The following is a 26,813-nucleotide window of genomic DNA, read 5'->3' as shown; positions in this document are numbered from 1 at the left end:
CGACTCAATCCGAGCCAGGCGAAAGCGGGCAGGTTGGTCCGACGAATACGCCAGAGCCATCCTCGGCCAAATGCGATAGCCCTGGGGGCGGGGCGACGGCCTCTTGACGCCATTGCCCGCTTCTGGCTCGTTGACGGTCCGACCCAGCGAGGAGCCGACCGGATGAGCAGCCCGTCACACCCCACCGAACGCCGCGCCATCATTGACGGTTGTCTGGCGATGAACCGGTTGGGAATCAATCAAGGCTCGTCGGGCAATCTGTCGATCCGGGTGGGGGAGGGCTTTCTCGTCACCCCGACCAGTTTGCCTTATGACGAGATGACGCCGGACGACGTCGTCGAGATGGGCTTTGACGGCACCTATGTCGGTGCCCGGCGACCCTCGTCGGAATGGCGGTTCCACCGCGACATTCTGCGGGCGCGGCCCGATGTGAACGTGGTGCTGCACACCCACGCCGTGCACGCCACCGCGCTGGCGGTGCATGGCCGGGGCATTCCCAGCTTCCATTACATGGTGGCACTGGCGGGTGGCGATTCGATCCGTTGCGCGCCCTACGCCACCTTCGGCACGCAGGACCTGTCCGACCACGCGCTGGCGGCGCTGGATGGGCGACTGGCCTGCCTGCTGGCCAACCACGGCATGATCGTGCTGGGCGGCAGCGTCAAAGCGGCGCTGGCGCTGGCGGTGGAGGTTGAAACGCTGGCCCGGCAATATCTGCTGGCCCAGCAATTGGGTGAGCCGGTGATCCTGCCGCCCGATGAGATCGCCCGCGTGGCGGAGAAAATGCGGCGAATGAAGTACGGCCAACCGCTGGACGACCGCGACGCGCCGGAGGACACCGCCCGCCCGCGCGGGTGATCGCCGTTCCGGCACATCCTTTCCGTCACGCCGTTACGGCGTCAACTGCGCCATCGGCTTGTAGGTGGCGACCCGCAGCCGCGACCGGGGGGCCTCGGTGTCCAGCGGCGGCGGTTGATGATCGGTCGGCGGCTGATACACGGTGGGCAGGGTCAGCGCGATGCGGGTCCCTTGACCCGGTTCGCTGGCCACCTCGATGTCACCGCCCAGCATGGCGGTGTAATGCCCGACCAGGGTCAGGCCCAACCCGGCCCCGCGCCGTTTGCCGGTGGTTGGAGCTGTCCCGCCTTGAACAAAGGGTTGGAACAGGCGACCGGTCTGGACGCTGGGGAAGCCCCGCCCGCTGTCGGTCACGGTGAAGCGGACACTGGGGACGCCCTCGCGCTCCAGCGATTCGGCGGACAGCAGCACGGCCCCGCCCTGGGTGAATTTGCAGGCGTTGTCGAGCAGGTTGAGCAGGGCCTGGCGCACCTTGGTGAAGTCCGAATGCATGGTCCCCAGCCCGGCGGGGGCGGCGATCTCCAGGCTGTTGCCGTGCAGATCGGCGGCGGGCAGGCTGCGTTCGCGCAGTTCGACCAACAGACGGTTGACGTCGAAATCCTGAAGGCAGACATCCATCGCCCCGGCCTCGATCTTGGCGTAGTCCAGCAGAGAGTCGACCAGCCCGACCAGTTGCTCGCCGGTCCACTGGATCTGCTCCACATCGGCGGCCAGTTCGGTCACGCCCTTGCGGTGCAACTCGCCCATCAACGCCTGGCTGGATTGGATGATGTCGGACAGCGGGGCGTGAAGCTGCTGTCCCATGTTGACCAGGAAATCGGTCTTGGCCTCGTTGAGGTTCTCGGCGCGGGCCTTGTCGCGCAGCAGTTGGCTGATCTGGCCGTCGGCCTCCTGCCGCTCGCGTTCGGTCGATTCCAGATTGGCGCGCAGGCGTTGGACAGCGCGGGCCAGCGTGGCAACCTCGTCGTCCCGGTGCAGGACGGGCAGGGGAATGTTGGTTTGGCCGCTGGCCAGCGCCGACACGGCGTCGGCCATCACCGACACCGGGCGGGAGACGCTGCGTTGGATCCACCAGACCGCCAGAAGCCCGACCAGCAGAACGGCGGCACCGATGGCGGTGGCGACCTTGGTGTAACCGGACATGCCGACGGCCAGGGCGTTGCGCAAGCCATCGGCCCCATGGTCGGCGCGGCGGCGCACCTCGCCGATGTTGGCGGCGATGCCGGCGGCGTTGGGAGCCATGGAGTCGGCGCGCAGATTGTCCTCTTCGGTGACGGTCGCCTCCACGCGGGCGATGTTCTCGTCGGCCTTGGCCAGAAGCTCGCCGACCTCGCCGATGATCTGCCGGGTGCCGGGGACCCACAGATAGCGGTTCATCTCGGTCAGCTTGTTGCGGGCGGCGGCCAACTGCGCCTTCATCGCGTCGGCGTCCTGCGGATCGCGCCGTTCGACGAAGCGGGACAGATGCTCCTGCATCAGCAGGACGGCGATGGCGGCGTCGCTGGCCAGCGCGGTGGAATCGACCCCGCCCGCGTTCTTCAGCAGGCCGAGCTTCTCGCGGGTCTGGCTGACCAGCGGTTCCAGCGTGGTGATGATGCGGGTGCTGCGGTCCTCGCGCAGGGCGATCACGCGTTGCACTGCCCCCCAATAGTCGGTGAGCGAGCCGGTGGCCCGCACCAACGCGGCGCGGTCGGCGGGATCGGAGGCGGCCTTGGTCAGGCTGGCCAGCCGGTCGTTGAGGCTGTCGTGGCGCAGCGTGGCGTCGAGCAGGCTTTGGCCGTCGCCGTAGGTCAGGTGGTCGCGCACCGACACTTCGAGATCGCGCAGGGCAATGTCAGCGTCCGCCGCCGTCTGGGCGATGTCGGCGCTGTTGGAAAAGGCGCCAACGTCGCGGCTGATGGCGTAAAACCAGCCCAAACCGACCACGGCCAACACAAGGACCAGGGCCAAAGCCACGCCAAAGCCGACCGACAGGCGGGAGGCCATGGTCGTCGCGCGGGGTCGGGGCGGGCCGCCGCTCCGGGACAGAATGCCGCTCCGCTTCACACCAACTCCCGCACGCGCTGCCAAGGCCGGATTGCGACGGCGTTCACACGCCGGGCGCGCGGATTGTAGCTTGGCGCGCCCGTCCCGCAAACAGCCAAGTGGCGGTCAATCGCCGTCGGTCGGGCTGGAAAAGGCATAGGCCTGCATGCCGATGCTGCCATGCTCGAAGCCCGCGTGCAGCCGCTCGGCCCGAACCTCCTCCCCGGCGGCTCCAAAGGCGACCGGCAGCGGCAGGAAATGCTCGTCGGTGGGGTGGGCGCGGCGGGCGTCCGGGCTGCGGCTCTGCCAATTGGCCAGGGCCTCGGCGTCTCCGGCCGACAGGGTGCTGTCGAGCCAATTGGCGAAGTCGCTGGCCCAGCGCGCCACACCGACGCCGCCGAACTGGAACTCCCGCAGATTGTGCACGGCCCCGCCGCTGCCGAGGATCAGCACGCCCTCGTGGCGCAAGGCGGCGAGCTGGCGGCCCATGGCGATGTGGTCGGCCGCGCTGCGGCCCGGCTGAACCGCCACCTGCGCCACCGGGATGTCGGCGTCCGGGTACATGAGCTTCAGCGGAACCCAGGCCCCATGATCGAGTCCCTGGGTCGGGTCGGCAACGCCGCCGATCAGCCCGGCCACCCGTTCGGCCAGGGCGGTGGCCCCGGGGGCCGGGTAGCGCAGGCGGTACAGCGCGTCGGGGAAGCCGTAGAAATCATGCACCGTCTCGGGCGCGGCGGCGGTGCTGACGGCGGGGCGGCGGGTGGTCCAGTGAGCCGACACCGCCAGGATGGCGCTGGGCCGTCCGAGTCGCTCCCCCAGACCGGCGAGGAAGGCGCGGCCGGGGCTGTTTTCCAAAATCAGCGTCGGTGCGCCGTGGGAGACGAAGACGGACGGGAAGGCGGGCATCGGAACGAACTCCAACCGAGTGGGCAGGAGGTCATTGGACCAAAGAAAAACCCCAGCCGCTAGGCCGGGGTTTTCCGAAAGTCTGTTCCAGGAGCCGCAACAAAGATGGCGACGACTCCGGTAATCTTCAGGCGCAAACGATCAATGCAGGTGCTTGGGCAGCTCAGCGATCGACTGCTCGATCAGCTGGTCGGCCTGGGCGGCCTGCACGCCGCTGGTCAGGATGCGGCGGCTGGCCCCGATGGCGACATCGACGGTCAGGTTGCGCACCTCAGCCACCGCAGCGGCTTCGGCCTGGGCGATGCGGGTCATCGCCTGGGTTTCACGGCGCTTCAGCGACGCGTCGAGATCGGCACCGGCCTGCGCGCGCAGACGGGCCGCTTCTTCGCGGGCGTGGGCCAGGATCGCTTCCGCTTCCTTCAGCGCGTCGGCCTGACGGCGTTGATAGCCGCTGAGCAGGGCGAGCGCGTCCTTGTGCAGGCGCTCCGCCTCGTCCAGTTCGGCGCGGATCTTGGCGGCGCGGGAGTCGAGCACGGCGGTGATCGCCGCCGACGCCTTCTTCCACACCAGAGCCACGAAAATGACGAAGGAGACGGCGACCCAGAATTCAGGCTTGTTGAACATCACCGACGCTCCTCGATCACGGCGGCCACGGCGGCTTCAGCCTGGGCGGCGTCAACCTCGACCCCCGCCAGACGGCTGGCGATGTCGCGGGCGATGTCCGCCGACGTGGTGCGGATGTTGGCGATGGCCTGGTCCTTGGCCGAGGCGATGGACGCTTCGGCGGCGGTCAGACGGGCGGCGAGATCGGCGGTGAGCGCCGCTTGCCGGGATTGGGTGTTCGACTCGATCTCCGCGCTGGTCTGACCGATGAGGGTCAGCGCCTCGGCACGGGCACCGGCGAGGGACTGTTCGACCTGCGCCAGAACGGCTTCGGCCTCTTCCTTCAACTGGGCGGCCTTGGCGAGGTCACGCGAAATGCGCTCTTGCCGCGCCTCCAACACCTCGGCCACGCGCGGAAGCGCCTTTTTGGACATGAGGTAATAGAGAACGCCGAAGGTCAGCGCCAACCAGAAAATCTGGGTCGGGAAATTGGCGGGATTGAGCTGCGGCAGGCCGCCGGAAGCGTGCTCGCCGCCGTGCGCCGCGTTCGGAGCGTGCTCCGCCGCAGCCGCCAGGACAGTGCCAGCCATCGTGGTGAGCGTGACGAGCGAGACGCCCGCAACACCCGACCAGCGGGCCAGCCGGCCTTTGGCCAACAGGTTCGGCATGATCGGTCCCCCTAGGCAAAGGAGCGGCACCGAAACGTCCCGAAGGAAGCCCGGTGCCGCATCAGAGCGTTGAATTGTAAAGAGCCGCTCTGGCCTTAGGCGAACAGGATCAGGAAGGCGATCAGCAGGGCGAACAGCGCGACGGCTTCCGTCAGAGCGAAGCCCAGAATGCCGACCGGGAAAACCTTCGGCTGGACGGCCGGGTTGCGGGCGATCGAGCTGATGAGCGTCGAGAAGATGTTGCCGATACCCAGGCCGACGCCGGCGAGGGCGATAACGGCCAGACCGGCACCGATGAACTTGGCGGCTTCAGCTTCCATGGTACTCATTCCTCTAGGTAAGTGTGAACTCAATGGAACGGAAAGAAGACAGGCTGGCTTGCGTTGGGATCAGTGCAGTTCCAGCGCGTCGCGGATGTACAGGCAGGTCAGGATCGAGAAGACGTAGGCTTGCAGGAACGCAACCAGGAACTCGAAGCCGGTCAACGCGATGTTGATGGCCAGGGGGACGAGGCCGGTGACGAAACCCAGCGCGCCAAGGCCGCTGATCATCAGAACCGTGAAGCCCGCAAACACCTTCAGCATCGTGTGACCGGCCATCATGTTGGCGAACAGTCGGATCGAGAGGCTGACGGGGCGCATCACGTAGGAGATCACTTCGATCGGGATGAGGATCGGAGCGAGCGCCACCGGAGCGCCGTGCGGCATGAAGAAGGAGAAGAAGTGCAGGCCGTGCTTGAGCAGGGCCAGGATCGTCACGAACACGAACACGGTCGCCGCCAGCGCGAAGGTGACGATGATGTGGCTGGTGAACGTGAAGGTGTAGGGGATCATGCCGATCATGTTGCCGACCAGCACGAACATGAAGACCGAGAACACGAAGGGGAAGTAAGGCTTGGCGTCGTGCCCGGCGTTGTCACGCACCAGACCGGCGACGAATTCATAGGCCATCTCGGCCAGCGACTGCAGACGGCCGGGAACCATCGACTTGTTCGCCATGCCGACGACCAGCAGCGCGTAGATCAGCGCCACCGACACGACCATGAACAAGGCGGAGTTCGTGAACGACACGTCGTAACCGCCGAGCACGATCTGGAACAACGGGTTGATTTGGAACTGGTGAAGCGGATCCAAGGTCGTCCTCGCTCAGTGTGCGTCGCCGTCTTGGCGCTCGTTGTCGTCCCCAGTGGGCCGGCCGTAGCCGGCGGCGATGCCGAGACCCATAACGGCCCGGTAGACATTCAGCACTCCCGCCGCCGCCCCGAAGAAGAACATGACGATCAGTCCCCAGGGCGCGGTGCCGAGCCAGCGGTCGAGCAGAAGCCCGCCACCGACGCCGACGATCATGGCCGCCACCAGCTCGGTCCCGATGCGCCACGCGGTCTCCAGCGGGCCGTTGGGTGGGCGGTGGTATTTGCTACCGGGTCCGCCAGACCAACCGCGCTGTGCAGCACGCGCCTTGCGCAATCGGGCGTCAAGCTCATCCAATGGGTTTGGAGGGGTGGTGTTCATCACAGCGCCTCTCCGGTCCCGTCGGCCCGCAGCCATACGAAAGCGGCGAGACCATACGGGCGGGGCGCACCCCTGTCAAGTCGCAAAACCCGCCTCGCAAGATGTTGAAAACAAAGGTAATTTTTACGGCGGTCGCGGTTTATGCCGCACTGCGGCGTGTTGTCTCGCCGCGCGGCGTGAAAAAACCCAGTGGTAGGACCGGAAAAGCGGGGTTTGGCGCGCGTCCCAACCGGTTGGGGAAGGAGCGTCATGGCTCAGCCCGCGATCCGCGTGCCCAGATCCTGGGCGATGCGGTCGGCGGTGGTCCCCGCCGGATAAACACCGACGAATCCGCCATCCGGCCCCATCAGGTAGATGAAGCTGGAGTGATCCATCAGATAGTCCTCCGGCTTTCCGTCCTTCTGCGGGGCCTTGGCGTAGTAGACGCGGTAGGCGCGCGCGGTGCTCCGCACCTGATCGGCGTTGCCGGTCAGGCCGACAAGGGCAGGGTGGAACAGGGCGACATAGTCCTTCAGGTGCGCCACAGTGTCGCGCTCCGGATCCACGGAGATGAACAGGGGCTGCACCTTGTCGGCCTGGCGGCCCAGCAGATCGAGCGCCTTGGCCATGACCCCCAGCTCCGTCGGGCAGACGTCGGGGCAATAGGTGTAGCCGAAATAGATCAGCAGATATTTGCCCCGGTAATCCGCGTCGGTCACGGTCTTGCCGGTGTGATCGGTCATGGTGAAGGGGCCGCCGATGGGCACGGCGGACTTGGTCGCGCTTTGCACCGTCGAGGAGGCGTTGTTCACCTGCCACCAGGCGATTCCGGCGGACACGGCGATGGCAATGGCGGACGCGGCGGCGATGCGCAGGAGACGAGCCTTCATGATCGGTGAGGAATGAGCCTGTCCGCCCGCGAGGTCAAGGGGGCAGACGGCGTGAACCGGGTTGAAAAAAGGAGTGTGCGTGCAGAGAAGGATTGCTGTGGCTCTTGCCGGGTGTTCGTTGCGCGGCTACCAATGACCCGGTTGCGCACGTTTTTCTCATCAGCGTTGAGGTCTCATGCGGTCGGGCGTTCTCCTGGGTGGTCTGGCGCTTCTGTCCATCGCGTTCGGTGGGGCTGTTGCGCGCGCGTCCGACGCGATCGGGGTGCGGACCATGACGATCACCCCGCCGGAGCGTGGGGCGTCGGTCGGTCTGACCCTGTGGTACCCGGCGGGCAGCGGTGGACGGCCGGAGCGTTTCGGGGCAAACCCGGTGTTCGCCGGGGTGTCGGCCCTGCGCGACGCGGCGATGGCGGAAGGGGTGTTCCCCGTGGTGCTGATCGCCCATGGCGGCTTGCGCTCCGCGCCGCACCAGTCGGCCTGGATCGGCTCGCGGCTGGCCGAACGTGGCTACATTGTCGCGGCGATCCAACCGCCGCCGCTGACCGCCACCGACGCGACGCGGGGGGTGGCCGAAATCGGTCTGCGCCCGCGCGATCTGTCGGCGGCGTTGACGGCGGTGGAAAGCGACCCGTCGCTGCGCCCCTACGCCGATCTGGACAAGGTGGCGGCGCTGGGCTTTTTCCTCGGCGGAACCTCGGCCCTGGCGGTGGGGGGCGCGCGCCTGGATCCCGAGCGTTTCCGGCGGCTGTGCGACACCCCGGTCGGCGGGCCGGATTGCGCGTGGTTCACCCGGGCGGGCGTCGATCTGCGGAAGGTGGACACCGCCCCGTTGGCGCGCGACCATCGCGACCCGCGCGTGCGCACCGTCGTGGCGGTCGATCCCGAAATCAGCGCGGCCTATTCGCTGGACGGGTTGGCGGAAACGGCGGTGACGACGACCATCATCAACCTGGGCGCGCGCGGGGAAACGCCCGCTTGGCTGGAATCCGCCTATATGGGGGCGATCACCCCGGTGGCGCGCTACATCCGCGTGCCGGGGGTTGCGTCCTTTTCGTCCTTTGGCCTGTGCACGCCGCGCGCGGGGTTGATCCTGCGCACCGAGGGCGAGGACGAGGCCATTTGCCAGGACAGCGGCGGGCAGCGGCGCGAGGACATCCACAACCGGCTTGCCGCGATGATCGCGGCGGCGCTGCTGCGCGGGTTTTCCACCACGCCCTGACGCCGCCCATCCTTCGCCCATCGCCGTCCGTCAAGCGGTCCCCCCCGGTTGGCTCCGATCCAACCGGCTCCGGCCGGATGGTCAGGCCGCCTTGCGGAGGCCGGAGGCCGTCAGATGCGCGCCGATGCGCTTGTCCGCCTTCTCGATGTGCCCGAACAGCCAGTCGCGGACCAGCGCCAGCAGATCGTCCCCCACGGCGGTTTCACCGGAGTCCAGGCGCTGCTTCAAGGCGGTGGCGCGCTGGCGCAGGGCGTCGTGTTCGGCCTTGTGGGCGACGCGGTCGGGGTAGCCGCTGCGCTCCATCACCCGTTCCTCCTGCTCGAAGTGCTGACCGGTGTAGGCCAGCAGCCGGGTGACGGCGGCGGCCAACCGGTCGCGGTCGCCGGGTGCGGCGGCGTGGGCGGCGGCCTCGTTCAGCAGGGCAATCAGGATCATGTGGTCGGTGTCGATGCCATCGTCGCCCACGGCCAACGCGTCGGTCCAGGCCATGAACACCGGCGCGCTTTCGGCGCTGTGGCCGGTGTGCAGGGTGGTCAGCGGCGCGGCGTTGATGGCTTCAACGTTGATCAGAAAGGCGTCCACCATGCGGCGCAGCGCGTCGGCCTGTTCGGACAAGCCGCCCGCCGCGCCCAGCAGCGCGCCCGCCGACCGTTCGGTGTCCTGCGCGGCGTCGGACACCGCGCCGATGCTGTCGGAGACCTGACGGGTGCCGTGCGCGGCGTCGGAGGCGCTGCGGGCGATTTCGCTGGTCGCCGCCCCTTGCTGCTGGACGGCGCTGGCGATGGAGGCACCGATTTCGTCGCTGCGGGCCACGATGCGCCCGATGTCGCGGATCGCGTCCACGGCGGTGCGCGTCGCCTCCTGCACCTGGGCGATGTGCTGGCCGATCTCCTCGGTGGCCTTGGCGGTCTGCCCGGCCAGCGTCTTGACCTCGCCCGCGACCACGGCGAAGCCCTTGCCGGCCTCTCCGGCGCGCGCGGCCTCGATGGTGGCGTTGAGCGCCAGCAAATTGGTCTGGCTGGCGATTCCGGCGATCAGGTCCGCCACCTCGCCAATCTTCTGCGCGGCATTGCCCAGCCCGTCGATCTGCGATCCCGCCCGCTGCGACGCAGCGACGGCCTCGTTTGAGATCGCCGACGAGGTCACGACCTGATCGCCGATCACCGCGATGGCGCCGGTCAATTCCTCGGCCGCCGCCGCCACCGTCTGGACGCTGTGGGAGGCCTGTTGCGAGGCGGTGGCGACGGAGGTGGCTTCCTGCCGGTTGCGGTCGGCGGTGGCCGACAGGGCGCGGGCGGTGCTGTCCAGCGTGGACACCGCACCGCTCACCGCCCGGATGGTGTCGGCGATGGTGGCGTCGAACCGGTCGGTCAGGCGCTTCAGCGCGCGGGCGCGCTGTTCGGTGACGCGCATCTCGATCTGTTGGCGTTCCCAATGCCGGGCGAGATCGATCTGCTGGACCCGGAACACCTCGACCGTGCGGGCCATGCCGCCGATTTCATCGCGGCGGGCGGTGCCAGGGACCGTCACCGCGCTGTCGCCATCGGCCAAGGCCTGCATCACCCGGCCCATGCCGTCGAGCGGGCCGGTGATGGCCCGGCTGACCAGATAGGCGGTCATGGTGGCCGCCACGGCGATCAGCAGACCGATGGCTCCCAAACGCAGGGCGGCGTCCTGGAAAGCGGCGTCCACATCGTCGATGTAGATGCCCGATCCGATGATCCAGCCCCAGGGGGCAAAGCCCATCACATAGGACAGTTTGGGAACCGGGTCGGCGAAACCCGGCTTGGGCCACAGGTAGTCAACGAAGCCCGACCCGTTCGTCTTGACCACCCGGTTGAATTCCAGGAACAGGTTCTTGCCCTTCGGGTCGGTGGTTTGCGCCATGTCCTTCCCTTCCAGGTCCGGCTTGATCGGGTGCATGATCATGCGCGACGACAGGTCGGTCAGGAAGAAATACTCCGATCCATCGTGGCGCAACGCACGCAGCGCCGCCTTGGCGGCGGCCTGGGCGGCATCGCGCGTCAGGGTTCCGTTGCGCTCCTGCGCCTCGTAATGGCCGATCAGGGTGTGCGCGACCTCCACCACCGTGCGGGTCTTGTCCTGGCGGTCGGTCATCATCGCGCCGCGCAAACCCAACAAGCTGATGATGCCAACCAAAACCAACCCAACCCCGGCGGCGGCCAGAATCACCCCGATTTTCGCCTTGATGCTGAAGCGCTCGAACACGACGGACAGACCTCCGGTTGCGGCAATGCCATGCACACGAAAAAAAGCGATGGCGTTGTCACCGCTATCATGGCGGGCCGTCAACCGGTCCGATTGACGCAGCAAGGCTTTCCTGATCGGGTGAATAGGGTGTTGCGGGCAGGGTGCGGCCAGAGAGGTCGCCTGCGGCGACGGCGGCGTTGACCGAAGGTCACCTCCACCGCCGCGCCGGAGGTGTCCTTACAGCACGGTCAGCATGCTGGCGACCAGCGGGTGACGGACGATGTCGCCCTCGGTCAGGCGGACGACGGCGATTCCATCCACCGCATCAAGCCGTTGGGCGATGTCGGACAGGCCGGACAGATGGTCGAGCAGGTCGGTCTGATCCGGGTCGCCGGTCAACACCATGGTGGAATGCCAGCCCAGCCGGGTCAGCAGCATCTTGATCTGGGCGTAGGTGCAGTTCTGCGCCTCGTCGATCACGACAAAGGCGTTGTTCAGGGTGCGCCCGCGCATGTAGCCGATGGGGGCGACCTCGATGGTCCCGTCGGCCATCAGCGCCCGCAGGCGCTTGGCCCCCATGCGTTCCGACAGCGCGTCGGTCAGCGGGCGCAGGAAGGGAGCCATCTTCTCGTGCAGGTCGCCGGGCAGGAAGCCGATGCTTTCCCCGGCCTCCAGCGCCGGGCGGGACAGCACGATGCGGTCCACCTGCCCGCGTTCCAGGGCATCCACCGCCGCCGAGACGGCGAGGTAGGTCTTGCCGGTCCCCGCCGGGCCGATGGCGACGACGAGATGATGCGCGGCGATGGCGTCCATCAGCGCCTTCTGGTTCGTGTTCTGCGGCTTGACGGTGCGCAGATAGCTTTGATCGCGCCGTTCGGCTCCGCCGTTGGATGAGCCGCCCAGCGGATCCCAGCCGGATCGGTTGGGAAACAGGGACAGAACGGTGGAACCGTCCCGCGCGGTGGTCACGCCGCTGGGAAGGGTCTTGCTCGAACGTTTGGCCATGACGCGTCTCCTCGGTTGGGGGTGGCGCAGATTCCAGGCACAACAAAGAGTCCAGACACAAAAAAGCCCCCCGGAAACGGGAGGCACGCTGATCGTCGCAACGGTTGGGAGGCGGGTGCGGAGCGGTGAAGGAAGGCGTGTGCCGCAGCGCCGACGCGTCGTTCACCCCGTCTTGCGGGGTGGGGCGGCAGGCCGGTTCTGGATGGCGGACACAGGATCAAATGTCCCTCGCAAACGTTTCACATCGTCGCGACAACCCACTGCACAGCAGCATGAGCGCGTGCGGCGCGGCGCGCCAGTCGGATTTGCGCGCGTCGCGAAAGATTCACACCAGATGTGGTGTGGGCAACACGCCGTGGTCGCGCGCGGCCGGGGTGGAGCCGCAGCGGAAATGGGCGGGACCAGCGCCGCCGCCAGCGTGTGAACATGATTTGCGGCCGGACCGTGGCGGCGATGATGGGAAACCCTTGAACGACGGGGCACCACACAGCTAGAAGTCAGAAAAAGGCCACAGTGGATTCGATGCCTCCGGCTGGGACGGCGTGATGGTCCCTGTGGTCATCGGGGCGGCAGGAACAAACGGGAAGTCAGCGGTGAGCAGCGCCAATCAGGTTGCCGAACGGGACATGCCGTTCCAATTGCGGGGCAATTCCTTCACCATGATGGTGCTGAAGGTCAACGCCCCGAATTCGCAGGATTTCTTTCCGCAGTTGAACGTGAAGATTCGGCAGGCGCCGAATTTCTTCCGCAACGCCCCGGTGGTGCTGGATTTCGAGGAGCTGCCGGACACGGTTGTCTTCGATTTGTCCGCCTTCATCGCGCAGGTTCGCGCGCATCATTTGTTGCCGGTGGGTTTTCAGGGCGGCCCCCGCCCGGTGCAGGAGGCGGCGATCACCGCCGGGCTGACGCCGATGCCGACGGGCCGCGTCGCCAAGCTGGAGACCGCCAAGGGGCCGGACCCCCGCGCGGCCAACCCGGCGGCCACGGTGACGGTCGAGGTGGTGCACCGCCCGGCCATCATCGTGACGGAGCCGGTGCGTTCCGGCACGCAGATCTACGCGGAGAAGACCGATCTGGTCATCGCGGCGTCGGTCTCGCCGGGGGCGGAACTGCTGGCGGATGGCAACATCCATGTGTATGGAGCGCTGCGCGGGCGGGCGTTGGCCGGGGTGTCGGGCGACATCAACGCCCGCGTGTTCTGCCACAGCCTGGAGGCCGAGGTCGTTTCGGTCGCGGGGATTTACCGCGTGAGCGAAGACATAGGCAGTGACTTTTTCAAGAAGCCGGTGCAGGTTTTCCTGCGCGATGGCGTTCTCCGCATGGAACCGCTGAAATCGGTGTGATCGTCGGGCAAGGGATCGGGCTGTTGCGGCGGCTCGGGGGTGTTGGAATGCTGGTGTTGGCAACTTTGGGATTATGGGAGAGGCTCCGTTGAGCAAGATCATCGTCATGACCTCTGGCAAGGGCGGTGTCGGCAAGACGACCTCGTCCGCTGCCTTCGCCACCGGGTTGGCCCTGCGCGGGTTCAAGACGGTTGTCATCGATTTCGACGTTGGTCTGCGCAACCTCGACCTCGTGATGGGGTGCGAGCGGCGGGTCGTCTTCGACTTCATCAACGTCATCAATGGCGAGGCCAAGCTCAGCCAGGCGCTGATCAAGGACAAGCGCATCGACAACCTCTATGTGCTGCCGACCTCGCAGACCCGTGACAAGGACGCGCTGACCTCCGCCGGGGTGGAGCGGGTGCTGAACGAGCTGGCCAAGGATTTCGATTACATCCTGTGCGACAGCCCGGCGGGCATCGAGCGCGGGGCGCTGATGGCGCTCTATTTCGCCGATCACGCCATCATCGTGACCAACCCGGAAGTGTCGTCGGTGCGCGACAGCGACCGCATCCTCGGCGTGCTGGCCTCGCGCTCGCGCCGCGCCGAACAGGGGCTGGAGCCGGTGACGCAGCAGCTTTTGCTGACCCGCTACGACCCGGAACGGGTGGAGCGCGGCGAGATGCTGAAGGTGGACGACGTTCTGGAAATCCTGGCGATCCCGCTGCTGGGCGTGATCCCGGAAAGCCAGGCGGTGCTGCGTGCCTCCAACGTCGGCATGCCGGTCATCCTGGACGAATCCTCCAACGCCGGGCAGGCCTACACCGACGCGGTCGGCCGCTTCCTGGGCGAGGACATCGAACACCGCTTCATGGCGCCTCAGAAGAAGGGCCTGTTGAGCCGTCTCCTGCGGAGGAGCGCATGAGCATTTTCAGCTTTTTCCGTTCGGCACCCCGGCCATCGGCGGTGCAGGCGAAGGAACGTCTGCAAATCGTCATGGCGCACGAGCGTGCCGGGCGGGCCGGACCGGATTACCTGCCGATGCTCCAACAGGAGCTGTTGGCGGTGATCGCCAAATACATCGACATCGACCAGAACAAGGTCGAGGTGAAGCTGGATCGCGGCAGCGATTGCTCCACCCTGGAACTCAACATCGAGCTTCCGGCGCGCGAGCAGCTGAAATCCGCGATGGCCGCCGTGCGCAAGCCGGAGACCAAGGCGGGTGGTGACGGCCTGAAGGCCGGTGCGCCGCTGGCCAGCAGCGAGGACAAGAAGCGCCACTGACCGCGCGCGCCGCGTCGGATGCTTTTGCAAGCAAAGCCCCGTGTTCGTCTGCGGTTTCGCTGTCCGGACACGGGGCTTTTCCGTGTCCGGACGGACACGGCGCGCGGACCCCTGGCCCTCCGTCCGGGTTTACGGGGCGGGCCGGACGCGGTATCTACAGAAGGCGCGCCGTGAAAGGCCAATCGGGACAAGGCTCTGCGTTGCGGGGTTGGCGGTCCGGGCGGTTGCGGCACCACCGGGGATAATGGGGGTCTGATGTTCATCGACTGCTCGTCGTTGCTGCCCGTCAACCCGCCGCGCCGGTCGAACGGCGTCGCGGTGGTCGATCTCGACGGCGACGGCGTGTTCGAGCTGGTCATCGCCGGGCACCGCACCGACAACCGCGTGCTGAAATGGAACGGAACCCATCTGGTCGATGTGGCCGATCCGGTCATCGCCGATCCGGCGGGCTGCGCCGTGGGGCTGGCCGCCGGGGACATCGACGGCGACGGGCGCGAGGAACTCTACATCGTCAATTCCGACCGCGAGAGCGGGCCGAAGGACATGGCCGACCGGCTGTTCGCCTGCTTTGGCGACCGTTGGCTCGATCTGCTGGCCCAGCCGGAAAACGCCAGTGTGGGCAACCGCACGGCGGCGCGGGCGGTCGCGGCCCTCGACCGGCAGGGCCATGGCCGCTATGGCTTCGTGGTGGCGACGGAGGGCGGGCCGCTCCGCCTGCTGGAACTCAACCGCCGGGGTCGTCTGGAGGACGCGGCGGAAGAGGCCGGGCTGGACGTGATCGTCGCCGCGCGCGGCCTGACCGCTCTGCCCATCGTCTCCGACCATATGGATTTGGTCGTTCTGAACGACGGCGGACCGAATCAGCTGTTCCGCAATCTCGGCGATGGTGGATTCGAGGAGGTGGCGGAGGAGCGGGGGATCGCCGATTCCCGCAACCCCAGCCGGGCGGTGGCGGTGCTCGACGCCGACGGTGCCGGTCTGTTCAGCCTGGTGATCGGCGCGTGGGACGGGGCGCAACGCCTGTTCCAGCAGCGGGCGGGCGGTGGCTTCGTCGATGTGGCGGGCGGCGATCTGTCGATGCCGGGGCCGGTGGCGACGGTGGTGGTCGCCGATTTCGACAATGACGGATTCGAGGAGCTGTTCTTTCACGTCCATGGCGCGCCCAACCGCCTGTTCGGCTGGCGGGACGACGCGTGGCGCGAGCTGCCCTTGGGCGACGCGGCGGAGCCGAAGGGGGCCGCCACCGGGGCGGTTGCGGCCGACATCGACGGCGACGGGCGGCTGGAATTGGTGCTGGCCCATGGTGACGGGATTGCGCAACCGCTGTCGATCCTCCGACCGGAGGGCAATCACCACGGGTGGCTGCGGGTGATGCCGCTGACCGCCCACGGCGCGCCCGCACGCGGCGCGGTGGTCAGTTGCGTGGCGCAGGGACGCCGCCAGCGCCGGGTTGTCTGCGCCGGATCGGGCCACCTGTGCCAGGGTGAACCGGTGGCTCATTTCGGTTTGGGGACCGCTCAGACGGTTGAGCGGATCGAGGTGCGTTGGCCCGACGGGGTGGTGGTCGAGGTGGAAAACCCGCCGGTGGGCCGCGTGCTGACGGTTCCCTACCCGCCGGAATGAACGGGCGGCGTGATCCGTCAGGTTTCCGCTTTCGGTGTCAGCCGCGACAGAAACGCGCGCCGATTATTTCGGGTCAGCAATAAGTTTCATCTTTTCTGAAACCTCCTGTCTCTTTAGATTGCAAATGTTTCGGGGTGCCCAGCAATTGTGCACCGCAACAAAAAACTCCGCTGGTCATGGCGTGTGGGCGGTGCCGCTCGTCGGCGTTCCACGGGTGTGCGGGCGGCGTTCAACGATCGGTCCCTTTGCCGGACCGTGAGATCGGCAGGAACGATGGCACGACAGGATGTTCCCCTGACGGGGGTGGAACGGTTTTTCGACCCGGACGAAGTCATCGTCTCCAAGACCGATCTGAAGGGCCGGATCACCTACGCCAACCGGGTGTTCCAGCGTGTGGCGGGCTACAGCGAGGCGGAGCTGATGGGCGCGCCGCATTCCATCGTGCGCCATCCGGCCATGCCGCGCTGCGTGTTCAAGCTGCTGTGGGACACGCTGGAGGCCAAGCAGGAAATCTTCGCCTACGTCGTCAACCGGGCGCGCAACGGCGATCATTATTGGGTGTTCGCCCATGTGACGCCCAGCTTCGACGCCAGCGGCCGGATCATCGGCTATCATTCCTCCCGCCGGGTGCCGGACCGGTCGGCGGTGGACAAGGTGGTCCCGCTCTACCGCCAGCTTCTGGACATTGAAAACAGCCACGCCGACCGCAAGCAAGGCATGGCGGCGGGCTTCGCCGCCGTCGTCGGCCTGCTGACCGAGAAGGGGATCGGGTATGACGAATTCGTCTTCTCTCTCTAAGGCGGGTCTGTGCGCGGCGCTGGCCGCCGGGCTGACGGTGGTTCCGCTGCTGGCCGACGCGCTGGGACTGGGCGGTGGCGCGTTGCGCCTGGGCTGTGGTGTCGGCGCGCTGGCGGCGCTGGCCGGGGCTGGGCTGTTCCTGACCCGCGCCGGTGCGGCGGTGGCGCAGTTGGCCGAGGTCAACCGCGCCGTCGCGCGCGGCGATTTCGAGGCGCGGGTGATCGGCATCCGCGAGGGCGGCGGGCTGGGCGAACTGATGCACGCCACCAACGACGCCATCGACCGCACCGACGCGTTCGTGCGCGAGGCCACCGCGTCGATGAAGCATGTGTCGGAGCACAAATATTTCCGCCGCATCGTCGAACGCGGGATGCAGGGCGGCTTCCTGCTGGCCGGACGCACCATCAACGCCGCGACCGACAGCATCGCCCGCAAGGTGGCCGGATTCGCCGGGGTGACGGCCCGTTTCGAAGGGCAGATCAAGAGCGTCTGCACCGAGGTGGCCGACACCGCGCACGCGTTGGAAGTGTCGGCCCGCAACATGGAGCAGGACGCCGATCAGGCCACGGCCAAGGCGTCGTCGGTCGCCTCCACGGCGGCGCAGACCGGCTCCAACGTCGGCAGCGTGGCGGCGGCGACGGAGGAGTTGTCCGCCTCCATCGCCGAGATCGCCCGCCAGGTGCAGGAGATCGCCCGCGTGGCCGAAAGCGCGGCGGGGGAGGCCGAACGTTCCAACGCCCAGGTCGCCCAACTGGCCGAGGCGGCGCGCAAGGTGGGGGAGGTCGTCACCCTCATCAACGACATCGCCAGCCAAACCAACCTGCTGGCGCTGAACGCGACGATTGAGGCGGCGCGCGCGGGCGAGGCGGGCAAGGGCTTCGCCGTCGTCGCCAACGAGGTGAAGCGGCTGGCCGACCAGACCGCCAAGGCCACGGGTGATATTGCCAGCCAGATCGCCGGAATCCAAAGCTCCACCGATCAGGCGGTCGACTCCATCCTTGGCATCGGGCGCACCATCCACACGATCAACGGCATCGCCGGAGGCATCAGCGCCGGGATCGAGCAGCAGGGCGCGGCGGTGCACGAGATCGTCGCCAACATGGAGCAGGCGGCCAGCGGCACCCGCGCGGTGTCCGACGACATCCGCGACGTCACCGACGCCGCCCGCCGCACCAGCGGGGCCGCCCACGCCGTGTTCGACGCGTCGGAACGGATGGCGGCGGAGGCCGACCGGCTGAAGCAGGAGGTGCAACGCTTCCTGGACGAGATGGGCCGCGCCGCCTGATCGCCAGGCGACCCCATCTGCCTGAATTTTAAGCAAGCCCGCGATCCCGGATGGTGCAACGCGATAGGAACGCAACGCACACGCCGGGTTCGCGGGTTTTTTGTTTCGTGTCGATCCGAAAAATATGTTACATGGCCGAAACATGCTGTCCGTGTTCACAGGCTGTTGTCATGTGCGATGCCAAAAAGCCTAAGGAATAGGCAAATTATCGCTGAAAGCAGCTGAGTGGGACGAGCGATCGCGGGCGCTGCGGTGGGGGTGACACCGCAGAAATGGCCGGGTTGCGCGGGGTGTGGGGGCCGCCGTGGGCGCTTGGCACGGCTTTTGATTGGATAGGAAACGAACGAGATCGTCATGGCGGGGGACAAGAAGATGAGCATGGCGGGCACCGACCTGTTCGAGCTGTCGCGCGGCGTGCTGGATGTGGCGTCGAAAAAGGTGACGCTGATCGAGGACATCACCCGCCGCACCAAAATGCTGGCGATGAACGCGCTGATCGAAGCGGCGCGGGCGGGGGAGGCCGGGCGCGGCTTTGCCGTGGTGGCGAACGAGGTGTCGGAGATCTCGACCCAGGTCAACAGCATCACCAAGGAACTGCGGTCGGAAATCGTCGCCCGCGTCGATCACCTGACCACCACCGGCAGCGCCATGGTGCAGGAGATGCACGGCAAGCGGCTGGCCGACCTGTCGCTGAACATGATCGAGATCATCGATCGCAATCTGTATGAACGGTCGTGCGATGTGCGCTGGTGGGCGACCGACAGCGCGGTGGTCGATTGCGCCGTCGATCCGACGGAGGAGGCGCGCCGCCACGCCGCGCACCGGCTGGGCGTGATCCTGGAATCCTACACCGTCTATCTCGACCTGTGGATCGCCGACCGCAACGGCGAGGTGATCGCCAACGGCCGCCCCGACCGCTACCGTCAGGCGCGCGGGTCCAATGTGGCGAACGAGGCGTGGTTCCGGCAGGCGCTGGCGACCAAGAATGGCGGGGAGTTCGTCGTCGGCGACGTCGCCCGCAACGGCCTGTTGGACGACCGCGTGGTCGCCACCTACGCCACCGCCATCCGCCGCGACGGCGAAAGCGAGGGGGAGGTGCTGGGCGTGCTCGGCATCTTCTTTGATTGGGAACCGCAGGCCGCCGCCGTGGTCCAGGGCGTGCGGCTGGAGGATACGGAGCGGGAGCGCACGCGCTGCCTGTTGCTCGACGCCCGGCACCGGGTGATCGCCGCGTCGGACGGGCGGGGCATCCTGACCGAATCGCTGCCGCTGCGGCGCGGGGCCGGGTCGATGGGCCATTACCTGGATGGCGACCGCGTCATCGGCTACGCCCTGACGCCGGGCTATGAAACCTACAAGGGGTTGGGCTGGTACGGCGTGATCGTGCAGGATCGCTGACCCGGCGGGGAAAGGAACACACAGCGTCGCCTTTGCGCAGGGGCCGGGATACACTCCCGGCCCCTGTGTGTTTCTGGAACGCCCGCGCGATGCCCATCCCCGATTCGCCGCCCCCCACTTTGTCCAACCGCCATCTGTCCGTCCGCTGCGAACGCTTCCCGATTCGCGGGGCCTTCCGCATCGCGCGCGGGGCCAAGACCGAGGCCGCCGTGGTGGTGGTGGAGGTGACGGACGGCCCGCATCGCGGCTGGGGCGAATGCGTGCCCTACGCCCGCTATGGCGAAAGCGTGGAGGGGGTGATGGACGCGCTGGCGGGTCTGGCCGACGCGGTGGCGGCGGGGCTGGACCGTGCCGGGTTGGCCGCCGCGCTGCCGCCGGGGGCGGCGCGCAACGCGCTCGACTGCGCCTTGTGGGATCTGGAAGCCAAACGGGCCGGTGCGCCGGTCTGGCGCTTGGCCGGTCTCGATCAGCCGCCCGGCCCGCTGACCACCTGCTACACCCTGAGCGTGGACGAACCGGCGGCGATGGCGGCGGCGGCGCGCGAGCGGGCCGACCGCCACCCGCTGCTGAAAATGAAGCTGACCGGGGCGGGCGATCTGGACCGCGTGGCGGCGGTGCGCGCCGCCGCCCCGGCGGCCCGGCTGGTGGTGGACGCCAACGAAGGCTGGACGCTCGACCAACTCGCCGATTTCGGCCCGGCGCTGGCCGCGCTGGGGGTGGAGATGATCGAACAGCCCTTGCCCGCCGGGCAGGACGAGGCGCTGCGCGGGGTTTCCTGTCCGGTCCCGCTGGGGGCGGACGAATCCTGTCACGGGCTGGAGTCGCTGGAGCGGCTGCGCGGGCTGTATCGGGTGGTGAACATCAAGCTGGACAAGACCGGCGGCCTGACCGAAGCGCTGGCGATGCGGCGGGCGGCGGACGCGCTGGGCTTTGACGTGATGGTCGGCTGCATGGTCGCCACCTCGCTCGCCATGGCCCCGGCGGTGCTGATCGCGCAGGGCGCGCGCTACGTCGATCTCGATGGTCCCTTGCTGCTGGCGACGGACCGCGCCCCCGGTCTGGCCTATGACGGCGCGCGGCTGTCGCCGCCCACCCCGGATCTGTGGGGGTAGGGTGGGGGAGGCTCAGGCCAGCCCGTTGACCTTGGCGGCCATGATGAAGTCATTCTCGTGCAGGCCGTTGATCTTGTGGGTCCAGAAGGACACGGCGCAGAAGCCCCAGCCATAGCGCAATTCGGCGTGGTGCCCCTCGGCCTCGCACAGATCGCCGACGCGCACGGCGAAGGCCTGGGCCTGGGCGAAATCGGGGAAGGCGAAGGATCGCTCGATGCGGTCGGGGCCGTCCTTCAACGCCCAGCCCGGCACGCGCGGCAGCAGCGCGCGCGCCGCGTCGGGCGTCAGCGCGGGCATGCCGCCCCGGCAGGGTTCGCAGCGCAGGGCGGCCAGATCGGCGTCGGGGGTGGCGGACATGGGGGTGGCGGGCATGGGGGCGATGCTCCGATGGTGGTGCGGCTGGGCGGGTTGGGGTAGACACGGCGGGCGTCGATTCCCGCGCTTGCAAACCAATGGGTCAAAGAGTGGGGGCCGCGCCGCCCGCTGACAACCCCATGACAACCAGCCCAACCGACGTTCCCGCCCTGCTTTTTGGATCCGCCATGACCAACGCCGCCCTGCACGAGTTGCCCTTCGCCGATTACCAGCGCCCGACCCAGGACGGGCCGCGCATCGCGCTGGTGGGGGAGGCACCGGGGGCGGAGGAGGCGCGACTCGGCATGCCCTTTGTCGGGCGCAGCGGGCGGATGCTGGACGAAGGGCTGGCGGCGGTGGGCATCGCGCGGTCGGCCTGTCTGGTCGCCAACGTCTTCCGCCGCCAGCCGCCGGGCAACAAGGTCGGCCATTTCTTCGCCTCGCGCGCCCGCGCCAAGCGCGAGGGGCGGGCGCTGGACGAGCGGTGGGGCGCGTTCGGCAGTTCCGACCGGCTGCTGGCCGATTTCTCCGGCGAGATCGAGGCGCTGCGCGACGCGCTGGCGGGGTTTGCCCCCATGGTCATCGTCGCGGTGGGCCGAACCCCGACCTGGGCCTTGACCGGCCAGAACGGCATTCTCAGCCTGCGCGGCACGCCGTTGCCTTGCCGCTTGCTGGACGGACCGTCCGGCCCGGTCCCGGTGATCCCGACCTTCCACCCCAGCTATCTGATGCGCGGCAATTGGCACGAGGTGCCGCTGTTCCACGCCGATTTGCAACGCGCGCGGGAACTGGCGTCGGGGTAAGAGGGGAAAGTTTCCCTTTCCCCACTGGGGAGAGGGTGAGGGGGCGCAAGCCCCCTCCCTCAATCAGCCTTCGATCTTCGAGAAGTCGGCGACTGCGTTCAGCGTCTGGCGGATTTGGGTCAGCAGGCGCAGGCGGTTGACGCGCAGGGCGGCATCGTCGGCGTTCACCGTCACCGTGGTGAAGAAGGCGTCCACCGGGCCGCGCAGGTTGGCCAACGCGGCCATGGCACCGGTGAAATCCTCCGCCGCCAGCAGCGGGGCGGCGGCGTCGGACGCGGCGTTCAGGGCGGCGAACAGGGCCTGTTCCTCCGCCTGGGCCAGACGGGCGGCCTCGACCGGCTGGTCAAAGGCAACGCCGTCCTTCTTCTCTTCGATGCGGACGATGTTCGACGCGCGCTTGTAGGCGGCCAGCAGGTTGGCCCCCTCGTCGGAGCCGACGAAGGCCTGCAACGCCTTGACCCGCGCCAGCAGTCGGACGAGGTCGTCGCCGCCGCCCAGCGCGAACACGGCGTCCACCAGATCATGCCGCACGCCCTGTTCGCGCAACACCACCTTCAGGCGGTCGGCGAAGAAGGCGGTCAGATCGGCGCTGACGGTTCCGGCCTCGGCCAGACCGGCCACGCGGTAAGCGGCGTGCGCGGTGGCGAACACCGCCGACAACGGCAAACGCAGCCCGTTTTCCAGCACCAGACGGATCACGCCCAGCGCGGCGCGGCGCAGGGCGTAGGGATCCTTCGACCCCGTCGGCTTTTCGTCGATGGCGAAGAAACCGACCAGCGTGTCGATCTTGTCGGCCAGCGCGACGGCGACGGACACCGGGGCGGTGGGGCAGGAGTCGGACGGGCCGGCGGGCTTGTAATGGGCGGCGATGGCGTCGGCCACGTCCGTGCTCTCGCCCTGGCCCAGCGCGTAATAGCGGCCCATGATCCCCTGCACCTCGGGGAACTCGCCCACCACCTCCGTCACCAGATCGGCCTTGCAGAGCAGGGCGGCGCGGCTGGCGGCGTCGGCGTCGGCCCCGATGGTCCGGGCGATGTCGGTGGCGATCGCCTGCACGCGGGCGACCTTTTCGGCGACGGTCCCGAGCTTGGCGTGGAAGGTGATCTTTTCCAGGGCGGGCAGACGGCTTTCCAGCTTGGTCTTGCGGTCCTGGTCCCAGAAGAACTTGGCGTCGGACAGGCGGGCGCGCAGCACGCGCTCGTTCCCGGCGACGATGGCCTTGCCGCCATCGACCGTCTCGGTGTTGGCGACCACGACGAAGCGCGGGGCCATGGCCCCGGACGCGTCGAGGGTGGCGAAGTATTTCTGGTGCGTCCGCATCGAGGTGATGAGCACCTCCGACGGCACGTCCATGAAGCTTTCGTCGATGCTGCCGATCAGCGCGACCGGCCATTCGACCAGCCCGGCGACCTCCTCCAGCAGCGCGTCGTCGGGCGACAGGGTCAAGCCCTCGCGCGCGGCCAGCGCCTCGGCGTCGGCCTTGATCTTGGCCTTGCGGGCCTCGCGGTCCAGCACAACCTTGGCGGCGAACAGCTTGGCCTGATAATCGGCGAAATTTTCGACCGTGAAGGCATCGGGGGCGAGGAAGCGGTGGCCGCGCGTGCTGTTGCCGAACACGACCGGCGGCTGCCCGCCGCCCAGCTCAAAGGACCCGGTCAGCACGGTCCCGCCGAACAGCGCGATGATCGAATGGAGCGGACGGACCCACCGGACGGTGCTGGTTCCCCAGCGCATCGATTTGGGCCAGGGCAGGGCGGCCATCACGCCGGGGATGATCTCCGCCAGCACCTCGGCGGTCGGGCGACCGGCCTTTTCGGTGACGGCGAAATAGAAGATGCCCTTGCCGGTGTCGCGCTGTTCGCACTGGTCCAGGCTGGTCAACCCGGCGGATTTCAGGAATCCGACCGTCGCCTGTTCGGGCGACCCGACGCGCGGCCCCTTCTTTTCCTCGCGCACGTCGGCGGTGCGCTCGGGCAGGCCATCGACCACCAGGGCCAGATGGCGCGGGGTGGAATGGGCGGTGGCGCTGGTGAAGGTCAGGCCGTTGGCGGCCAGCGCCTCCGTCATCAGGCGCTTGAGATCGTCGGCGGCCCGCGCCTGCATGCGGGCGGGGATTTCCTCGGAAAAGAATTCGAGCAGAAATTCGGTCATGATCTCACTTCGCCCCCGTCCAGGCTTCGCAGCAGGCCTTGGCCAGCGCGCGGACGCGGCCGATGTAGGCGGCGCGTTCCACCACGCTGATGACGCCGCGCGCGTCCAGCAGGTTGAACAGATGGGACGCCTTGATGCACTGGTCATAGGCGGGAAGGGCCAGATTCTGGCCGACCAGCGCCTGACACTCGGCCTCGGCGTCCTTGAAATGCTGGAGCAGCATGTCGGTGTTGGCGTGTTCGAAATTGTGCTTCGAATACTCGATCTCGGCGCGCTTGAAGACGTCGCCGTACTTCACGCCCTGGCCGTTGAAATCCAGGTCATAGACGTTTTCCACGCCCTGGACATACATGGCCAGCCGTTCCAGCCCATAGGTCAGCTCGACCGCGATCGGGTCGCATTCGATGCCGCCGACCTGTTGGAAATAGGTGTATTGCGTGACCTCCATGCCATCGCACCACACCTCCCACCCCAGGCCCCAGGCCCCGAGCGTCGGGCTTTCCCAATCATCCTCGACAAAGCGGATGTCGTGCAGGGACGGGTCGATGCCGATGGCGCGCAGGCTGTCCAGATACAGCTCCTGCGCGTTGGCGGGCGACGGCTTCATGATCACCTGATACTGGTAATAATGCTGAAGCCGGTTGGGGTTTTCGCCGTAACGCCCATCCTTCGGGCGGCGGGAGGGCTGGACATAGGCCGCCTTCCAGGCGTCGGGACCAAGCGCGCGCAGGGTCGTCGCCGGGTGGAAGGTGCCGGCCCCCACCTCCATGTCGTAGGGCTGGAGAATGACGCAGCCCCGCTCCGACCAGAATTGGTGCAGCGTGAGGATCAGAGCCTGAAACGACAGGCCGCGGCGTTCGGCGGAAGTCCCGCTCTGGGAGGCCATGGACGGTCCACAATGCAAAAGGGTTGAAAGCGCAGCACGATAGGCGGGTGCCACGGCGGAATCAAGACGGACCCGAACGGATCGTCGGGCGTCGGCCCTGGGAAGGGCGGCGGTTCAGCGCCCGTAGGGGCAGGCCGGGCGGCCGCAGGACACGGCGGAACGCGGCACGACGTAGGCCCCGCATTCCGGGCATTTCTCCATATCCTCCGCCGCCGGGACCGGGCGGGCGGCGAAGGGGGCGGCGTTGGCGCGCTCCGGCTTCGGGCTGGGGGCGGGTTTGCCGACACCCTCCATCCGGGCGCGGCCCACCGCCTGGACGCGGGCAACCCAGCGCCAGCCGAACCAGACCAGACCGACGACGACCGCCAGCAGCAGAAGTTTGGAAAAGGAAAGCATGGGGGTCCGCCGGTTGGGACCCGCGCCCCGCCGCGCCGCAGCGGCGGGGGCGCGGAGGGGTCGTTACTTCGCCGCGACGGCGGGTTGCCAGCTGTAGGTCGGGGTGATGCTGAAGGTCTTGCTCGGATCGGCCTGACGGACCGTGCGGACCAGCAGCTCCGCACCCGACGGGACTGGCAGGTCCTGGCCCAACAGGCCGCAATCGGTGGTGACGATGTTCACGCATTCCAGCGCGTCCACCCGGGTCAGCACGATGCCGAAGGGGTAGCCGTTGCGGACATAGACGCTGATGGTTCCCGGCGTGACGGTGGCGGTGCGGATCGACAGGGTTCCAGCGGACAGCGCCTCGTCCCCCGGCTTGGTCGGGCGCTGGTTGGCCTGTTCGGTCCATTCCGGTTGCGGGGCGGCGGATTGGGCGAAGGCCGGGGCGCTCAGCCCCAGGGCCAGGATGGCACCGCCCAGGGTGGCCAGGGTCGCGGCGGATGTGCCGATGCGGATCATTGGTCCAATCTCCATGAAGTGGCCGCGCGAAGCGCCAAACTCCCTTTCATATAAGAAGGGATTCGCGCGTGTGATCCAGAATTAAACGTATCCCATCGTTATCACGGCGGTGGGGGCGGGGCAGGCCATGATGATGCGTGGAGATAATGGTTGTGGTTCGATTTCTCTTGCACGCTACAAGGGTTTTTGCCCGATCAACGGCCAGATCTTCGTCTGGAGTCGGGCAATGATGCGGCGCTGCACAAATATGGAACGCATGTTTCTCCATGAATGACGCGTTCCTGAACTTAGGAAATGAAGCGTTGGCGGGTTGGTTTCTCGGCGGTAACAATTATCGCGACTTTCGGCGGCAGAGAAATTCGCGAATCGCGATGTTTTGGCGTTGGTTTCCATTCTTGCTCTGTGTACCATCGCGCGTGTTGGTGCAATCAATCTGGCCACCCAGAGCAAGAGGGCAGGAATGGCGAACGAACAGGCACTCAATCTTATCAAGCGACTCGCCACCGACAGCGTTTTCCGCGATCAGTTGAACGCGCAGGATGCATTTGGCAAGCGGGCCTTGCTGGAGCAGAACGGTTTTTCCGGGGTTGGGGCTGACGACGTTCGCGGGGCCGCTGCGGATGCGTTCCGCAACCTGACCGACGAATCCACCGGTGTCGATGCCGGTGTGGCGGTCGAGTCGATCGCTGTCGCCTCGTCGGCGGTGTCGAGCGCTCCGGCGACCGGCCTGATCTGGGCTGGCGCTCCGGCTGCGGCCACTCCTGCGGCGGCCACTCCCGCCGCTGCGACTCCGGCAGCGGCGACGCCTGCAGCCGCGACTCCGGCGACCGGCTTGATCTGGGCTGGCGCGATCTGGTCTGGCGCTCCTGCGGCCTCGACGCCTGCGGCTGGCGCGATCTGGTCTGGCGCTCCTGCGGCCTCGACGCCTGCGGCTGGTGCGATCTGGTCTGGCGCTCCTGCGGCCTCGACGCCTGCGGCTGGCGCGATCTGGTCTGGCGCTCCTGCGGCCTCGACGCCTGCGGCTG

Annotated in this window: 26 protein-coding genes and 1 pseudogene; 12 read left to right on the top strand and 15 right to left on the bottom strand. The window is 67.7% G+C overall.

Going from position 1 to position 26,813, the window contains the following annotated elements; all coding sequences use genetic code 11:
• Positions 1–162: 162 nt before the first annotated feature.
• Positions 163–858: a class II aldolase/adducin family protein gene (locus EJ903_RS24570; RefSeq protein WP_126620463.1), complete on the top strand. Its 696-nt coding sequence runs from the start codon at positions 163–165 to the stop codon at positions 856–858.
• Positions 859–891: 33 nt separating this feature from the next.
• On the opposite strand, the gene EJ903_RS24565 is transcribed toward EJ903_RS24570, so the two are convergent.
• The 8 genes from EJ903_RS24565 to EJ903_RS24530 form a co-directional block, all read right to left on the bottom strand.
• Positions 892–2,844, bottom strand: coding sequence for a sensor histidine kinase (locus EJ903_RS24565; RefSeq protein WP_246015945.1), 1,953 nt, complete (start codon positions 2,842–2,844; stop codon positions 892–894).
• 165 nt (positions 2,845–3,009) lie between these two features.
• A complete protein-coding gene (locus EJ903_RS24560; RefSeq protein ID WP_126620460.1) occupies positions 3,010–3,789 on the bottom strand; it encodes a DODA-type extradiol aromatic ring-opening family dioxygenase in 780 nt (259 codons plus the stop codon).
• A gap of 141 nt (positions 3,790–3,930) precedes the next feature.
• On the bottom strand, positions 3,931–4,413 hold the full coding sequence (locus EJ903_RS24555) for a F0F1 ATP synthase subunit B (RefSeq protein ID WP_126620458.1): 483 nt from the start codon (positions 4,411–4,413) through the stop codon (positions 3,931–3,933).
• Entirely contained in the window at positions 4,413–5,060 is a 648-nt protein-coding gene (locus EJ903_RS24550; RefSeq protein WP_126620456.1) for a F0F1 ATP synthase subunit B family protein, read from the bottom strand. Before EJ903_RS24550 ends, EJ903_RS24555 begins: the two co-directional genes overlap by 1 nt.
• A gap of 95 nt (positions 5,061–5,155) precedes the next feature.
• Positions 5,156–5,380 (bottom strand): ATP synthase subunit C family protein, encoded by a 225-nt coding sequence (locus tag EJ903_RS24545; RefSeq protein ID WP_126620454.1) that lies wholly within the window; start codon positions 5,378–5,380, stop codon positions 5,156–5,158.
• Positions 5,381–5,449: 69 nt separating this feature from the next.
• The gene (locus tag EJ903_RS24540; protein WP_126620452.1) at positions 5,450–6,193 is read right to left on the bottom strand and encodes a F0F1 ATP synthase subunit A; all 744 of its coding nucleotides are present in this window, start codon (positions 6,191–6,193) and stop codon (positions 5,450–5,452) included.
• Positions 6,194–6,205: 12 nt separating this feature from the next.
• Entirely contained in the window at positions 6,206–6,571 is a 366-nt protein-coding gene (locus tag EJ903_RS24535) for an AtpZ/AtpI family protein (RefSeq protein WP_342772194.1), read from the bottom strand.
• A gap of 254 nt (positions 6,572–6,825) precedes the next feature.
• A complete protein-coding gene (locus EJ903_RS24530) occupies positions 6,826–7,440 on the bottom strand; it encodes an SCO family protein (protein ID WP_126620448.1) in 615 nt (204 codons plus the stop codon).
• Between the two features lie 175 nt (positions 7,441–7,615).
• On the opposite strand from EJ903_RS24530, the gene EJ903_RS24525 reads away from it, so the two are divergent.
• On the top strand, positions 7,616–8,659 hold the full coding sequence (locus EJ903_RS24525) for an alpha/beta hydrolase family protein (RefSeq protein WP_126620446.1): 1,044 nt from the start codon (positions 7,616–7,618) through the stop codon (positions 8,657–8,659).
• Positions 8,660–8,740: 81 nt separating this feature from the next.
• On the opposite strand, the gene EJ903_RS24520 is transcribed toward EJ903_RS24525, so the two are convergent.
• Both EJ903_RS24520 and EJ903_RS24515 read right to left on the bottom strand, forming a co-directional pair.
• Positions 8,741–10,888: a bacteriohemerythrin gene (locus EJ903_RS24520; RefSeq protein ID WP_246015943.1), complete on the bottom strand. Its 2,148-nt coding sequence runs from the start codon at positions 10,886–10,888 to the stop codon at positions 8,741–8,743.
• A 219-nt stretch (positions 10,889–11,107) separates the two neighbouring features.
• Positions 11,108–11,875 (bottom strand): PhoH family protein, encoded by a 768-nt coding sequence (locus tag EJ903_RS24515; protein ID WP_126620444.1) that lies wholly within the window; start codon positions 11,873–11,875, stop codon positions 11,108–11,110.
• A gap of 593 nt (positions 11,876–12,468) precedes the next feature.
• Between EJ903_RS24515 and minC the strand changes: the two genes are divergently transcribed.
• From minC to dgcA, 8 genes are all read left to right on the top strand, one after another.
• Complete coding sequence (minC, locus tag EJ903_RS24510) at positions 12,469–13,218, top strand: septum site-determining protein MinC (protein ID WP_246015941.1); 750 nt, start codon at positions 12,469–12,471, stop codon at positions 13,216–13,218.
• Positions 13,219–13,306: 88 nt separating this feature from the next.
• The gene (minD, locus tag EJ903_RS24505) at positions 13,307–14,122 is read left to right on the top strand and encodes a septum site-determining protein MinD (RefSeq protein ID WP_126620440.1); all 816 of its coding nucleotides are present in this window, start codon (positions 13,307–13,309) and stop codon (positions 14,120–14,122) included.
• Positions 14,119–14,481: a cell division topological specificity factor MinE gene (gene minE, locus EJ903_RS24500; RefSeq protein WP_246015939.1), complete on the top strand. Its 363-nt coding sequence runs from the start codon at positions 14,119–14,121 to the stop codon at positions 14,479–14,481. Before minD ends, minE begins: the two co-directional genes overlap by 4 nt.
• 255 nt (positions 14,482–14,736) lie before the next feature.
• Positions 14,737–16,104: an FG-GAP-like repeat-containing protein gene (locus EJ903_RS24495; RefSeq protein ID WP_126620438.1), complete on the top strand. Its 1,368-nt coding sequence runs from the start codon at positions 14,737–14,739 to the stop codon at positions 16,102–16,104.
• Between the two features lie 273 nt (positions 16,105–16,377).
• The gene (locus EJ903_RS24490; RefSeq protein ID WP_126620436.1) at positions 16,378–16,902 is read left to right on the top strand and encodes a PAS domain-containing protein; all 525 of its coding nucleotides are present in this window, start codon (positions 16,378–16,380) and stop codon (positions 16,900–16,902) included.
• Entirely contained in the window at positions 16,877–18,187 is a 1,311-nt protein-coding gene (locus tag EJ903_RS28075; RefSeq protein ID WP_126620434.1) for a methyl-accepting chemotaxis protein, read from the top strand. Before EJ903_RS24490 ends, EJ903_RS28075 begins: the two co-directional genes overlap by 26 nt.
• A 354-nt stretch (positions 18,188–18,541) precedes the next feature.
• Positions 18,542–19,585 (top strand): methyl-accepting chemotaxis protein, encoded by a 1,044-nt coding sequence (locus EJ903_RS24480; RefSeq protein WP_246015937.1) that lies wholly within the window; start codon positions 18,542–18,544, stop codon positions 19,583–19,585.
• Between the two features lie 89 nt (positions 19,586–19,674).
• Positions 19,675–20,697, top strand: a complete 1,023-nt coding sequence (dgcA, locus tag EJ903_RS24475) for an N-acetyl-D-Glu racemase DgcA (RefSeq protein ID WP_126620432.1) — start codon at positions 19,675–19,677, stop codon at positions 20,695–20,697.
• A 12-nt stretch (positions 20,698–20,709) separates the two neighbouring features.
• Here the strand turns inward: dgcA and EJ903_RS24470 are convergent, their stop codons facing one another.
• Positions 20,710–21,069 carry a 4a-hydroxytetrahydrobiopterin dehydratase gene (locus EJ903_RS24470; RefSeq protein ID WP_246015935.1) on the bottom strand — a complete coding sequence of 120 codons (360 nt, stop codon included), beginning with the start codon at positions 21,067–21,069 and terminating at the stop codon, positions 20,710–20,712.
• Between the two features lie 170 nt (positions 21,070–21,239).
• Here EJ903_RS24470 and EJ903_RS24465 point away from each other — a divergent pair, with 170 nt between their 5' ends.
• Positions 21,240–21,854 carry a uracil-DNA glycosylase gene (locus tag EJ903_RS24465; protein ID WP_126620430.1) on the top strand — a complete coding sequence of 205 codons (615 nt, stop codon included), beginning with the start codon at positions 21,240–21,242 and terminating at the stop codon, positions 21,852–21,854.
• A 63-nt stretch (positions 21,855–21,917) separates the two neighbouring features.
• On the opposite strand, the gene glyS is transcribed toward EJ903_RS24465, so the two are convergent.
• The 4 genes from glyS to EJ903_RS24445 form a co-directional block, all read right to left on the bottom strand.
• Complete coding sequence (glyS, locus tag EJ903_RS24460; protein WP_126620428.1) at positions 21,918–24,005, bottom strand: glycine--tRNA ligase subunit beta; 2,088 nt, start codon at positions 24,003–24,005, stop codon at positions 21,918–21,920.
• Between the two features lie 4 nt (positions 24,006–24,009).
• Positions 24,010–24,891: a glycine--tRNA ligase subunit alpha gene (locus EJ903_RS24455; protein ID WP_126620426.1), complete on the bottom strand. Its 882-nt coding sequence runs from the start codon at positions 24,889–24,891 to the stop codon at positions 24,010–24,012.
• A 114-nt stretch (positions 24,892–25,005) separates the two neighbouring features.
• Positions 25,006–25,287 carry a hypothetical protein gene (locus EJ903_RS24450; protein WP_126620424.1) on the bottom strand — a complete coding sequence of 94 codons (282 nt, stop codon included), beginning with the start codon at positions 25,285–25,287 and terminating at the stop codon, positions 25,006–25,008.
• Between the two features lie 63 nt (positions 25,288–25,350).
• Positions 25,351–25,788 (bottom strand): hypothetical protein, encoded by a 438-nt coding sequence (locus EJ903_RS24445; protein WP_126620422.1) that lies wholly within the window; start codon positions 25,786–25,788, stop codon positions 25,351–25,353.
• A 460-nt stretch (positions 25,789–26,248) separates the two neighbouring features.
• Between EJ903_RS24445 and EJ903_RS24440 the strand changes: the two are divergent.
• A pseudogene (locus tag EJ903_RS24440) lies at positions 26,249–26,813 on the top strand (hypothetical protein); the annotation flags it as partial.

The sequence above is a fragment of the Azospirillum griseum genome (genome assembly GCF_003966125.1).
Lineage (GTDB): Bacteria > Pseudomonadota > Alphaproteobacteria > Azospirillales > Azospirillaceae > Azospirillum > Azospirillum griseum.
Note: the sequence above shows the minus strand (reverse complement) of the source record. Positions and strands in the feature narration are given on the sequence as shown.